This is a genomic window from Chitinophaga sp. (genome assembly GCF_035761305.1).
Lineage (GTDB): Bacteria > Bacteroidota > Bacteroidia > Chitinophagales > Chitinophagaceae > Chitinophaga.
On record NZ_DASTRI010000048.1, the window covers coordinates 1 to 14,144 of the forward strand.

10 protein-coding genes are annotated in these 14,144 nt (G+C 52.5%); 3 read left to right on the forward strand and 7 right to left on the reverse strand.

Going from position 1 to position 14,144, the window contains the following annotated elements:
* From VFS25_RS04655 to VFS25_RS04680, 6 genes are all read right to left on the reverse strand, one after another.
* Positions 1-356, reverse strand: a 356-nt coding sequence (locus VFS25_RS04655; protein WP_326460955.1) for a cbb3-type cytochrome c oxidase subunit I, incomplete at its 3' end; no start/stop codon positions are given.
* A 3-nt stretch (positions 357-359) separates the two neighbouring features.
* Complete coding sequence (gene coxB, locus VFS25_RS04660; protein WP_326460956.1) at positions 360-1,316, reverse strand: cytochrome c oxidase subunit II; 957 nt, start codon at positions 1,314-1,316, stop codon at positions 360-362.
* A gap of 7 nt (positions 1,317-1,323) precedes the next feature.
* Positions 1,324-4,386, reverse strand: a complete 3,063-nt coding sequence (locus VFS25_RS04665) for an FAD-binding and (Fe-S)-binding domain-containing protein (RefSeq protein WP_326460957.1) — start codon at positions 4,384-4,386, stop codon at positions 1,324-1,326.
* A gap of 16 nt (positions 4,387-4,402) precedes the next feature.
* Complete coding sequence (locus VFS25_RS04670; RefSeq protein ID WP_326460958.1) at positions 4,403-5,509, reverse strand: enolase C-terminal domain-like protein; 1,107 nt, start codon at positions 5,507-5,509, stop codon at positions 4,403-4,405.
* Positions 5,509-7,299 (reverse strand): thiamine pyrophosphate-requiring protein, encoded by a 1,791-nt coding sequence (locus tag VFS25_RS04675; protein WP_326460959.1) that lies wholly within the window; start codon positions 7,297-7,299, stop codon positions 5,509-5,511. The genes VFS25_RS04670 and VFS25_RS04675 overlap by 1 nt, the downstream gene beginning before the upstream one ends.
* Before the next feature lie 129 nt (positions 7,300-7,428).
* Entirely contained in the window at positions 7,429-8,907 is a 1,479-nt protein-coding gene (locus VFS25_RS04680) for a vitamin K epoxide reductase family protein (protein ID WP_326460960.1), read from the reverse strand.
* Between the two features lie 156 nt (positions 8,908-9,063).
* Between VFS25_RS04680 and VFS25_RS04685 the strand changes: the two genes are divergently transcribed.
* The 3 genes from VFS25_RS04685 to VFS25_RS04695 all read left to right on the forward strand — a co-directional run bounded on the left by VFS25_RS04685 (position 9,064) and on the right by VFS25_RS04695 (position 13,844).
* Positions 9,064-11,355 carry a family 20 glycosylhydrolase gene (locus VFS25_RS04685; protein WP_326460961.1) on the forward strand — a complete coding sequence of 764 codons (2,292 nt, stop codon included), beginning with the start codon at positions 9,064-9,066 and terminating at the stop codon, positions 11,353-11,355.
* 189 nt (positions 11,356-11,544) lie between these two features.
* On the forward strand, positions 11,545-12,870 hold the full coding sequence (locus tag VFS25_RS04690; protein ID WP_326460962.1) for a peptidoglycan DD-metalloendopeptidase family protein: 1,326 nt from the start codon (positions 11,545-11,547) through the stop codon (positions 12,868-12,870).
* A gap of 119 nt (positions 12,871-12,989) precedes the next feature.
* Positions 12,990-13,844, forward strand: a complete 855-nt coding sequence (locus tag VFS25_RS04695; protein ID WP_326460963.1) for a hypothetical protein — start codon at positions 12,990-12,992, stop codon at positions 13,842-13,844.
* Positions 13,845-13,896: 52 nt separating this feature from the next.
* On the opposite strand, the gene VFS25_RS04700 is transcribed toward VFS25_RS04695, so the two are convergent.
* Positions 13,897-14,144: hypothetical protein (locus tag VFS25_RS04700; RefSeq protein WP_326460964.1), on the reverse strand; the 248-nt coding region annotated here is incomplete at its 5' end.

The following is a 14,144-nucleotide window of genomic DNA, read 5'->3' on the forward strand; positions in this document are numbered from 1 at the left end:
TTCATCCGCGGAAAAGCCATATCATTAGCACCCACCATTAACGGTACCAGGTATACGGAAAAGCCGAGTATAGCCGGCGTAAGCACAAAAAATATCATGGTGGTGCCGTGCATGGTAAACAGCTGGTTATAGGTTTCGGGATGCAGGAAAGTATTGTTGGGCGTAAACAGCTGCACCCGCACCAGCAGTATTTCAATACCCCCTGCCAGCAGGAACAGCACGGACAGCCACAGGTAAAGCACGCCCAGCTGCTTATGATCCACGGCAGCCAGCCATTGCAGCAGTCCCTGGTTGTTATTAATGCTAACGCCGGGCAGCGCCTGTTCCGGTTCCGGCAAGCGGATGGTTGTATTCATTGGCTATTTTAATTGCGTTAAATAAGCAGTGAGCGCCCGCAGGCTATCCGGTTCAAAAATAAAGCGTGGCATATGCGCACCTGGCTTTACTGTTTGCGGATCAGATATGAACTGGTATACATGCACGGTATCATTCGGCAACATTCCTGCCAGCATGGTTTGCCGCGCCGCAAAGTGCGTAAGGTCGGGCCCCGCCATACCGTTTGCAGCAGTGCCTTTTATACGGTGGCAGCTGCTGCAGGTGCTTTCCATGAATATCCTGGCCCCGCGCGCCGCCAATGCGCTTTGCGGTGCGGCTGCCGGCGCTGCATGCTGCTGCAGCCAGCGGTTATAGTCCGGCAGCGTATGCGCGATTACCTTTATGCGCATCCAGGCATGCTGCTGTCCGCAAAATTCGCTGCAGGCGCCTTCATAAACGCCCGGCTGCCGTATGGTTAGCCATAAATGCGTGCGCTTTCCGGGCAACATATCCATTTTACCGCCCAGCGCAGGCACCCACCAGTCATGTATTACATCGGCGCTGGTGAGCTGCAGCAGCAGCTTTTTACCGGCAGGCACGTGTATCTCATTGGCGGTAGTTACATGCTTCCCGGGGTAAGTAGCCTCCCACCACCACTGGTGCCCGGTTATAATTACATCCGGCGGCTGCGATCCGTTATCGGGCAGTATGGCGCTCATGGTGCGCACCGACCAGAAAAAGAAACCGATCACCATCAGCAGCGGTATACCCACCATCCACATCTCCACCTGGCGGTTAACATGCACCTGCGGGGGCTCCGGCTGTCCGGGCCTGGCCCTGTATTGAATGCACATGTAAGCGGTAAGCGCTATTACCAGCAACAGCATGGCGGAAGCTGCAATTATAAACCCGTTGGTAAGGTGCCGGATGCGGTCTGCCTCAGGAGTAGCCGCATCAAAAATGGTTTGTGATGCAAGTATGTATACCAATGTACCTGTCAAAGTGCTGTTATTTTTTTCGTGTAGCCATCAGGCAGGCGGCCGCCAGCCCTGCTGCCGCAGCCAATACCACCAGGGCGGTACGGGTGCCTTTGCCATCGCCTTTCAGCTTTTTACGGTCTACGTATTTATTTTCCGGCATGTACAGGGAGGCCGGCTCGCTGTGCAGCCCCATTTGCAATACCTGCGCCAGGTGCAATCCTTTCCGGGGAGTGCCCTGTTCTATCTGCTCGCGGCAGCTAAAGCCATCTGCTATTATTACCGTGTCTTTTCCCGCCTTTCTTACGGCAGGCAGCAGCACCCGCTCGCCTGCCGCCTTGCCTACCTCATACGGGCGGCCTGCCTCATAGCCAAAATAGCCGGCCATGCCGCAGCAGCCGGCATCCATCACCTCATAATGCAGCTTCATTTTATCCATTACCGCAGTATCGCAATCCATTTTCATAATAGCCTTGTGGTGGCAGTGGCCGTGCACCAGCGCTTTGGCCTGCAGCTCGGGCACCTTAAAGTCCGGCGCTTTTTTCTCCAGGAACTCTGCCAGCGTGTACACCTGCTGCTGTAGCCGTTTAGCGTCTTCCCGGTACGGGTACAGGTTAACCAGCTCATCCCGGAAAACCGCTACACAGCTGGGCTCCAGCCCTACTATAGGTATCTCGGCCCGTATGCTGTTTTGCAGGGAGTCCATAATATCATGCAGCATTTTTTTTGCCGTGTTCAGCATGCCAAAGTCATACAGCGGGCGGCCGCAGCACAGCATTTGTTTGGGTACGGTTACTTCAAAGCCTGCTGCTTCCAGCACCTCTGTGGCAGCTACCAGTGTTTCCGGTAAAAAAAAGTTGTTGAACGTATCGGCCCACAGGATCACGCGGCCTTTGCCGCCTTTTGTTTTTGCATGCTGTTTAAACCAGTCGCGGAAAGTGAGCGTGGCAAATTTTGGAATACGGCGCTGCGGCGCTACGCCGGCAACCAGCTTGAATAACCGGCCGGTGATGGGGTTTTGGGTAAGAAAGTTCACCAGCTCCGGCATTTTAGATGCCAGCCTGGCCCACCAGTATATCCACCCGAAAGCATAGGCGGCGCGGGGCCTTAATTTCTTCTCATAGTAATGGGAAAGAAACTCGGATTTATAAGTAGCCATATCCACATTCACCGGGCAATCGCCTTTACAGCCTTTACAGGCAAGGCACAGGTCCAGCGCTTCTTTTACCTCCCTGCTTTTCCAGCCTGTTTTTATCTCTTCTCCGCGCAGCATTTCAAACAGCAAATGCGTGCGGCCGCGCGTGGAGTGCTCCTCTTCCCGCGTAACCATATAGCTGGGGCACATGGTGCCGCCCTCATGCCGGCGGCATTTGCCTACACCTACGCAGCGCAGGGTGGCATGTGCAAAGTCGCCGCCGTCTTCCGGGAAATGAAAATGCGTTTCAGGTGAAGGCGGGTTGTAATTGCTGCCCAGCCGCAGGTTGGCAGTTTGCCCGTAGGGCTCTATTACCTTGCCGGGGTTCATTTTCCATTGGGGGTCCCACACTTCTTTAAACTCGTGAAAGGCCTGCATCAGCTCTTTACCGTACATCATTTCCAGCAGATCGGCGCGGGCCTGCCCATCGCCATGCTCACCTGACAGGGAGCCGCCATAGCGGATCACCAGCTGCGCAGCATCGTGCGTGAACTGCTTGTATTTTTCAATGCCATGCCTGGTAACCAGGTCAAAGGTAATGCGGCAGTGTATGCAGCCCTGCCCGAAGTGGCCGTACAGCGAAGCTTTGTAGCCGTATTTATTGAACAGGTTACGCAGGTCTTTCAGGTAATCGCCAACAGCATCCGGGTGTATGGCAGAATCTTCCCAGCCAGGCCAGGCATCTTCCACGCCCGGTACAAAGGCAGTAGCCCCTAAGCCGGACTCGCGCACTTCCCACAGCCTGCTTTCTTTTTCAGGATCATCATACAAATGCATGGAGGGAGGCTGGTCTTCCTTCTTCAGCGCCTGCATCAGCTTTTCAGCCTTTGCATCCGACTCTTCCTTGTTGGCGCCGCCAAACTCCACCAGCAGCCAGCCGTTGCCGTCCGGCAGCATGGCAATATCTTCCAGCTCCAGCCCCTTTTTCCGCATAAAGTCTATGAGCATATCATCTATGCCTTCCAGGGCAATGGGCTTATGCTGCAAAATGGCGGGCACATGATGGCCGGCGGCATAAATATCCGGATAGCCCAGTACCAGCAGGCTGCGGGCCTGCGGCGTATGCATCAGCTTTAAAGTGGCGTCCAGTATAACCACGCAGGTGCCTTCTGAACCTACTAATGCACGGGCTACATTAAAGCCTTTTTCCGGCAGCAGTTCATCCAGGTTGTAACCCGAAACGCGCCGTGGTATTTTAGGAAAGCGTTCCCGTATCAGGTCTGCGTATTTATCGCGTATGGCTTTTAGCCCGCGGTATATTGCTCCCTTGCGGCCGCCTTCCTGTATGTATTGCTCCAGCTGGGCTTCGGTGGTAGGGCCCACTTCCATAATAAAGCCGTCGTAGGTAAGCAGGGTAAGCCGTTCCGTATTATCGGACACGCGCGCGCCATAGCCTTCAAAGTACGACATCACAGAATGTACGCCGCAGGAGTTATTGCCCATCATGCCGCCAATGGTGCAGTGGTCGTGCGTGGCGGGGTCCGGACCAAATGTGAGGCCCACTTCTTCCGCGGCGCCCCGCATGGTGTCCAGCACAATGCCCGGCTGCACTTTTATCAGCTTGTTTGCTTCATCAATATCCAGCACGGCATTGTAATACTTTGACATATCCATTACCACTGCCACATTGCAGCACTGGCCTGCCAGGCTGGTGCCGCCGCCACGTGCCAGTATGGGCGCGCCGAATTTCCTGCAGATCTCCACCGTATTAATAATATCTTTTTTAGAAGTAGGTACTACTACACCTATGGGCAGCTGCCGGTAGTTGGAAGCATCTGTAGCATAAGCGGCGCGGGTGCCATGGTCAAATCTTACTTCGCCGACAATGGCGTTGCGTAAAGCCGTTTCTAATAATACCACATCAATAGCCGATGCGGCAACAGGTACTGCTGTAGTCATTGCTTTAAGCGTTCTGTCAGGACACCTTGTATTGCACGGCATCCCGGTGTTTAAAAATGAGCCCGGCGCCGTTCACCGACAGATCGGGCTTTAATGCTCCGTTTTCAGGAAGGGGTACGTTATCAAAAAGCAGCTGCTCAATGCGGGCATGGTCGTGGAAATATTCACCTATGTAAAAACGCGGTACGGCCAGGGCCACATGTAAATGCTGCGCGGGTGCGCAGTGAAAGGAAAGCGGTACCTCAAAAGTATCGCACAGGGCAGCAGCTTTTAAAAAACCGGTAATGCCCCCGCAGCGGGTAACATCTGCCTGCAGCACATCCACTGCCTGGTGCTGCAGCATGTTTAAAAAGTCAACCGGCGTGTAGGCATATTCGCCGGCTGCTATGTTGATTGCTTCGGTTGTATGTTCCCTTACAAACCGCAGTCCTTCCAGGTTGCCGGATGACACCGGCTCTTCAAACCAGCTGATATTATACTCGCTGAATTTTTTTATCTGCGCTAAAGACTGCCGTGTAGTATATGCCCCGTTGGCATCCACAAACAGTTGCAGTTTATCACCAATAGCATGCCGTGCAGTACTTACGCGCTGCACATCCTTTGCCGCATCGCGCCCTATCTTCATTTTAACTGCTGTAAAGCCTTGCTGCGCCCATGCGCCCAGCTGCGCTGCCAGCCGCTGTTGGGGGTAAGAGGTAAAACCGCCGCTGCCGTACAAAAGCGCCTCATCGCGCACCTGGCCTAACAGGCGGCATAGCGGCATATCCAGCAGCTGCGCCTTCAGGTCCCACAGCGCATTATCCACTGCAGAAAGGGCCATACGGGCCATGCCGCAGTTGCCTTCGTTGCGGATGGCGGCGCACATGCTTTCATACAAACGGGCCGTTTGCTGCGGGTGCTGCCCGATCAGCAACGGGCGCAGGGTGCTGTGAATGAAAGCAGCGGTGGCCGCATTCGCATACGTATAACCTGTTCCTGTTCTACCCTGCGCCTGCAACTCCACCAGCACCAGGGTGGTATGGTCCCATTGCAGCGTACCGTCAGACTCCGGGTAATCGGTTGGTATGGTGTACGCCTGCACCTGCAGCGCAGTAATATTATCCGTGACCGTTGTTATTTTCATTAATGCTTATGCGGCAACAGGCTTTCTACCGCATCTTTAAAAGTTTGTTTAATTACGCCGCCTTCATGCGCATCGCCTTTCAGCAGCATTTTGGAGAAATTGACCATTTCCTTGAATGTGATATGCGGAGGAATAGTAGGCACATCGGGGTCTACCACCACTTCCAGCACTGCGGGCCTGTCTGCCGATAATACTGCATCCCAGGCAGCGCCCAGCTGTTCGGGATCTTCTACCTTTATGCCTTTAAGCCCAAGCAGCTCTGCATATTTTGCATAGGGGAAATCCGGTACATCCTGCGATGCAGTGAATTCCGGGTCGCCTACCATTATGCGCTGCTCCCATGTTACCTGGTTCAGATCACCATTGTTCAGCACCAGTATTACCAGGCGCGGATCGGCCCAGCGCTGCCAGTATTTGGCAATGGTGATCATGCCGTTAATGCCCAGCATCTGCATGGCGCCATCGCCCACCAGCGCTATAGACACACGGTCGGGGAAAGCAAATTTTGCCGCAATGGCGTAAGGCACACCCGGGCACATGGTAGCCAGGTTGCCGGAAAGAGAGGCCATCATTCCCCTGCGTATTTTAAGATCGCGGGCAAACCAGTTGGCGGAGGAGCCTGAGTCGGCGCTAAGAATACAATTCTCCGGCAGGCGAGGCGAAAGCTCCCAGAACACGCGCTGCGGGTTCACCGGCTTGGCGGCGTTCATGGCTTTAGCTTCAATAATCTTCCACCAGTCCCGGATGTTGGCTTCAATTGTATTGCGCCAGTCGCGGTCTTCCTTGCGTTTGATCAGTGGTATCAATCCTTTTAAGGTAAGCCTGCTGTCGCCCACCAGGTTTACATCCATGGGATAGCGTATGCTCAGCATCTTGCTGTCAATATCTATCTGCACGCCTTTGGCCTGTCCTTCTTCCGGTAAAAATTCAGAGTAGGGGAAGCTGCTGCCTATCATCAGCAGCGTGTCGCAATCCATCATCATATCCCAGCTGGGTTTGGTGCCCAGCAGGCCGATAGAGCCGGTTACATAAGGCAGGTCATCCGGCAGCGCCGCCCTGCCCAGCAAGGCTTTTGCCACACCTGCACCCAGCAGCTCCGCAATTTCCATTACTTCATCTGCCGCATGCAATGCGCCTGCGCCCACCAGTATGGCTACTTTCTTACCTTCATTCAGTATGTCTGCTGCGCGCTGCAGCTCCGGCATAGGCGGTACGCTGTGCAACGTGCCATGGCCGGTACCGGAATGTATGCTGCCATGTATGTGAGGCGGCTTTTCAACAGCATCCAGCTCCTGTACGTCATTGGGAATAATTACGCAGGTAACGGTACGCTCTGCCTTTGCAATGCGGATGGCGCGGTCTATTACATGCCGCGCCTGCGCCGGTTCTGTGATCATGTGCACGTATTCATGCGCAACATCCTTATACAATGAAAGCAGGTCTACTTCCTGCTGATAGCTGCCGCCCATGGCCATCCTGGCCTGCTGGCCAACAATAGCCACCACGGGCTGATGGTCCATTTTTGCATCATATAACCCGTTTAGCAGATGAATGGCGCCCGGGCCTGAAGTAGCCATACAAATACCTACTTCACCAGTGAATTTGGCATGCGCGCAGGCCATAAAAGCAGCCATTTCCTCATGCCGCACCTGTATGAAATCAACATTGTCTTTTGCACGGTTTAAAGCGCCCATTAAACCATTAATACCATCACCGGGGAAACCGTAAATACGTGAAATGCCCCATTCCTTAATGCGCGAGATCAAAAAATCACTTACTTGCTGACTCATGTATAAAGCATTTTAAATGGTTAACGTGTGAAGGAGCTGTATGCCGGTAATTATTATCGTTATAATCATGCCAACACAGTGCAGTCTTTGCTGTGTGCAGCCTCATGGGCAATACTGTTCATGCTGCTGCTACACAATATATTTATCCCAGCTGCCAAACTGTTGTTTAATAACACCCCTGGGCAAGGCAAGCAGCATGATGATCAATGCTGCCAGCGTGCTGCTAACGGCCATGCCAACAGGTACATCTTTTACCACCCACACTAATACCGCCAGCGCTAACCCCAATAATAAGTTCAGGTAACGGCCTGCGCGCAATACTTCGCCCATGCTGATCACAGCAACCACCACCATCAGCGCGCCCAGTAAATGATGCAGCATGGCAGGCGGTGTTTTAATGGTCACGCCAAAAACCGCCGGCGAAAACATTAGCGCTATACCAATGCACATGGATAATACCAGCGACCACGGGAAGCTCATGCCCCAAAGCGAAGCAATGAACACAGGGCCGCGCGCTTTGGGAAAATGGCCGATATCCGGCGAACGCTTATCCATTGTACCGTTGTCAATACCGCCGCCTTTCCAGAATATCTTCCAGAAGGAATGCCCCTGTTTTTTCTTAATGATCATGAACTGCACCATGGCTATTACTTCATCTACTTCCAATGGTATCATAGGCAGCATAATAGCGGCTGCCAGCAGGCAAAAGGTGCACCAGTAGCCCACGGTAAGCGGCTGCGATATAACCAGGAAAATATGTACCAGCCCAAGCGGGATAACCAGTATGCCAAAAAACGTTACCATCCAGGGCATGGTGCGCCAGCGCGCGCTGCTGCCCATCCATCCCATCAGGAATTCAAAAGTGTAGGCAAAGGAGCCCAAGCCCGCATCTGATACCGGCAGGGACTGCGACATGGCAGAGTTCAATACATGTACGGTGCTGTTGCCAAAGAAAGGATCATAAGGGTCAGCAAGATAACCCAGCTGGTAGGCCGCCAGGTAACGCGAAACAATCCAGCCCAGGAAGCCGGTAACGATCATGATCCAGCGCTGCGGCCAGCTGGAAGGATTATAGCTCCAGCCGGGCGGCTGGTCAGGGCCCATCTCCATATACATGATCATATTGGGCATGCCGGGTATTAATACCGTGAGCGCAATGATTAGCGCTCCCACGAGGGTATCGTTGAGGTAACCTACTGCAGAAGGGCACCAAAACACAAGCGGCGCCATGCTCAGCCACACGCCGGCCCCGCAGCACAGCCATATGCTTACGGGCCGGTTGGGCGTAAGCGAGCGGTAACCTAATATCACTATCACGATGCCGGTAATAATATCGCTCCACTTCATCACCGTGGCGCGTGCTTGCAGGTGAAGCCACACCTGCCGGCCCCCGCTGGGCTGCACCGCATTTTTAAGGTAGTCGAACGTTAAAGGAGAAAGTATTACCCAGCAACCCAATATAATGATCAGCCAGTAAATCCATAATGTTTGTGCATGATGCATGTGCAGCATTTGCGCTCTTTGCTCCGCAGTCATGGCCATATCATTATGCCCATGCTGTTTCATCACCGGGCGGCTTACGCCCCGTTTGCCCATGTTGTTTTCCATAGTTTCAGTTGGCCCCAACACTGTGCCAGCCCGCTGCGCCGTACATGTAATAATTGCTGCAGCCCTTTTATATTCATCGCAGAATTGATAATTTTAACGCCTTCTCACGGCAGCATGCCTTGAGCACTATTACCTGGAATAAAATACGGTGGGACAATGAAACGTTCTTTTTGCCGGCTGCTGCTACTGGCGGCCATTTTACTGCATGCGATAAACGTTAACGCGCAAACGGGCGCACGCTATCCATTAATACCTTATCCCGCCTCACTGCAGGCCGGCAGCGGCGGGTTTAAGCTTACACCACGCACCATCATTACTACAGATGCCGAATATGCGCCGGCGGTGGCTTTGCTGCAGCAGCTGATGCAGCAGGCTTTCGGAGCGCCGTTGAAAATGACTGCCGCACAGGCATCTGCACAGGTAGCGCTGCTGCATGATGAAACCATTACAGCTGCAGAAGGCTATCACCTTACCATCACCCCGGACAAAATAACCTTGCAGGCCGGTACGCCGGCAGGCATGTTCCGCGCTGTAGAAACGCTGCGGCAGCTGTTACCGCCGGCTGTGGAAAAGAGATCCCCTGCGCTGCAGCAGGTACTGCTGCCTGCGCTGGAAATTACAGATGCTCCCGCCTTTGCATGGCGCGGCATTCACCTGGATGTAGCCCGCCACTTCTTCAGCGTGCAATACCTGAAAAAGCTGATGGACCTTATGGCCCTGTACAAGATGAACAAGCTGCACCTGCATTTAACAGACGACCAGGGCTGGCGCATAGAGATCAAACAATATCCCGCGCTGACAGCACAGGGCGCGTGGCGCACCTTTGATAAAAACGACTCTTCCTGCATGCGCATAGCTAAGGAAAACCCGGATATGGCGCTTGATACTATGCACATTATTCACCGCAATGGTAAAACGCTGTATGGTGGCTTTTATACACAGGAAGATATTAAAGACCTGGTAAAGTATGCGGCCGCGCGCTACATTGATATTATTCCGGAGATAGACATGCCCGGGCATATGATGGCCGCCATTCATGCATTTCCCTACCTTTCCTGCGAAGGCGGCAGCCACTGGGGCGAGCTGTTCTCCACCCCCATATGCCCCTGCAATGAAAGCACCTACACCTTTGCAGAAAATGTTTTTACAGAAATCATGCACCTCTTCCCTTCCGAATACATTCACCTGGGCGCCGATGAAGTAGACCGCAAAACATGGGAGAAAAGCAGCGCCTGCACCGCGCTGATGCAGCGCGAAGGATTGAAGGATGCAGCCGAGCTGCAAAGCTATTTTGTAAAACGCATGGAGCGGTTTTTCCAGTCAAAAGGCCGTAAGCTCATAGGTTGGGATGAGATACTGGAAGGCGGCATCAGCCCCACGGCTAATGTGATGTACTGGCGCAGCTGGGTGCCGGATGCACCCATAAAAGCTGCCCGCAACGGTAACCATGTGATCATGAGCCCCGGCAACCCGCTGTACTTTGATAACCCGCCGGATGCAAATTCACTTTCCAACATTTACCATTTTAATGTGGTGCCGGAAAAGCTGAACAAAGCACAGGGGCAGTTTATCATTGGCGCACAGGCCAACCTGTGGTCAGAGCATGTGCCTTCTGAAAACCGCGCCGATTATTTATACTTTCCGCGTATGCTGGCGCTGGCAGAAAGGGTATGGAGCCAGCAGCCCGACTTTGCTTCTTTTGAACAGCGCCTGCCCGCCCAGTATAAAAGGCTGGAGGCATTGCACGTACATTACCGCCTGCCGGACCTTTCGGGCTTTACCGCGCAAAATGTATTTGTTGACCAGGCGGTGCTGGATATAAAAAAGCCGCTGCCCGGCCTTACGCTGCACTATACTACAGATGGCAGTTTGCCCACGCTTACAGCTCCTGCGCTGGACAAACCGCTGGTGATCAAAGAACCGGAAACTATTAAGCTGGCGGCCTTTACCGCCGGCGGCAACCGCGGCGATATTTATACGCTGCACTATGCAAAAGAAGCCTATCAGCCCGCTGTAGCAGCGGGCGATATAAAGGAAGGACTGCATTGCAGCTATTATAAAAAATACTTCCTGAACACCCGCGGCATGAAAGGCCTGCAGCCCGACAGCCAGTTTGTTGCGCCCAACCTGGCAGTACCTGCCGCTATTAACGCGCCCACCTTTGGGTTACAGTACAGCGGCTATATTGATGTACCTGAAACCGGCGTGTACAGCTTTTATTTCCTGTGCGATGATGGCGGCGTATTAACCATTGGTGATAAAGAAATAGTGAACAACGACGGACAGCATGCGCCCATTGAGAAATCAGGACAGGTGGCTTTAGAGAAAGGGCTGCACCCTTTTAAGCTGGATTTTATTGAAGGCGGCGGCGGCTTTTCACTAAGGCTGAAGTACGGCAAAGGCAACGGCGCGGCAATGCCTGTACCGGATAGCTTTTATAAACATTAGCAAACCAAAGGGAATGTAAAATGTAAAATTTTAAATGCTAAATGTAAAAGTAAAATGCCACGAAACCCGGTACTGTATTGCGTTATCCGGATTTGCTTTTACATTTTAGATTTTATATTTATGATTTTACATTCTTTCCGGCCGCTCTCCTGGCTTAACAATTGTATGCTTACCTGCAAATAAGCATACATGACTTACCTGACTGCCCGCCATAAATCAATAACGGCAATAGCCCTCACCTGCATTGCCCTGTATATGGCTGCCTGCACCACCCCACATGGGGGCCTGTTTGCAAAGAAAACAGCGCATGAGCAATATGCCGGCAGTATTAAAGATGCCGGCCTGGCAGGCAGCGCCCTGGGCAGCCTGTGGTTTGCAGCCGCGCAAAAAGCGCTTACACGCCCGTTAACGGTAACCCTGCCGTATAAAGAAACCGGTTACTTTGCAGCAGAAAAACCCGACGCTGCCGGCTATCTTTTTACAGCGCGCCGCGGCGAACAGCTGAATATCGAAATCACTACCCGGTCATTAACCGGCTTAACACTTTTTGCCGACCTGTGGCAGCCCGCAACCGGAAATGCGCAACCCACACTGCTAACAGCAGCAGATACCAACCTGCTGCACCTGCAATACGAAGTGGAAAAGGATGGCCGTTTTATTTTACGCCTGCAGCCGGAGCTGCTGCAGCAGGGCGGGTATGCCGTTACTATTACTACCCGGCCTTCCCTGGCCTTTCCCGTTCCCGGCAACCGGCCGCCACACATTGGCAGCTTCTGGGGCGACAGCCGCGACGCAGGCGGTCGCCATCATGAGGGCATTGATATTTTTGGCAAGTTCAGAACACCGGTGGTTGCAGCAGCCAGTGGCTTTATCAGCAGCACACAGCCGAATAACCTGGGCGGCAAGGTAATATTCCTGCAGCCGGCAGGTAAGGCTTACAGCCTGTATTACGCCCATCTTGACAGTGTGCTGGTAACAACAGGGCAGCAGGTAAGCACCGGCGATACCCTTGGCCTGATGGGCAACACCGGCAATGCCCGTAACACGCCTACCCACCTGCATTTTGGCATTTATACCGGCCATGGCGCCATTGATCCGCTGCCTTTTGTAAAAACCGGCGGGGCCGCACCAGCCGCAGTTACCGCCGATACCGGACTGCTGCAGCAAACCGTGCACAGCGCCGGCCGCACTGCGCTGCATGTATCTCTTGAAAAAGGCAGCGCACCGGCGCAGCTGCCGGCTAACCAGGTTATGCGGGTAACTGCAGCTGCCGGCGGCTGGTATAAAGTGGTGCTGCCCGACAGCCTGGAAGGTTTTGTAAACAGTAAAGCCGTATCTGCCCGTCCTTATAAAAAAGAGGTAACGTCAACGATCATACGATTATTAGATGCGCCCGATACTTTGGCGGCAGTAAAAGCAACGGTGCCGGCAGGTGCGGATATCAGCCTGTTAGGACAGCAGGGCAGTTTCCGGTTTATTAGCTACGGCGGGCAAACCGGTTGGGTGCAGCTGTAATACCACCGCCGGTTTAACGGATAACACGGAACGCCCGTTAGTTAACAAGCAATACAGCCGCCATCTATTTAATAGAAAATATTCGGAAAACAGTAACTTCGGCATCGCAATTATTATTGATGAACACTCCTACCACCAATGCTGCCCTGCTGGTGCATGCCTGCGACCGCTATGAATTCCTGTATAAAGGGTTTGGATATTTTTTCTCCCGCTACTGGGATGATAGTGCGCCCTGCAACTATTACTTTGCTACAGAGGAAATACCCTGTGCTGTTCGGGGGTTTACCAACATCCGTTCAGGGAAAGGCGAATGGTCTGACCGGCTGCGGACATTACTGCAGAAAGCTATTAAAGAAGAATATGTGCTTTACTTCCAGGAAGATATGTGGCTGGATAAACCGGTGAACGGTAAGTTCATACAACAGCTGATAGCGCTGGCCCAACAACATAAATGGAACCAGGTGAAGCTGCATAGCTCTGAGGTATATAAAACAAAGGAAACAGATATTTTTATTGAAGGATTTAATGTGACGGTGGTAGATAATGCAGCCTCCGACTTCCTGATGTCGCACCAGGTTACACTCTGGAGAAAGGATTTTTTAATTACCCAGCTGCCTGAAAACGAGCATCCCTGGAGAAATGAAAGAAAAGGCACCAAAAGGCTGAAAAAGCTGAATGCTCCCATACACCACGCAGACCTTTTCGCTGAAAACGGAAAGCCAGCCATCAATAATAACCGGCCCGGGGCTGTGCGCAGCGAATACTTTACTGTGTCATGGAATGCAATGCTCTCTGATGATGTGCTGCCTTATATTGCCATGCTGCAAAAGGGCAATGAGGAAGAGCAGGCATATGCAAAAGCGCTGCAAACGCATTACGAAAACAAGTTAACACACGACGGTAAACCGAAACCCCGTAAAGAGGATATTTTTAAGAAAACGAAGAATTGGGTAAGGAGGAAGTTGGGGAAATAGCGCCTGGAACTAATCAGTGCCATGATGTTTCTTTGCGCGGCTTTCTTTATTATTACCTTATAAATATTTTCATAACAGCACAATCTACCTTTCTAATAACAAGGTCTTTTGATTTTTTGTTGTTTGGAGGATTAGTGTTTACCGGCAGTTCACTGCCTTCCAATTCAGCAGTTTCTTTAAAAGTTTCGTAAGATATTCTAACCAGGTCAATCCATTTTTTATCAGTCAAATCTAAACAGTTGCCGAGCGATATAACAGCGCCCAATACCGCAGGTTTTTTTTTCTTTTTCCGGGGAGATG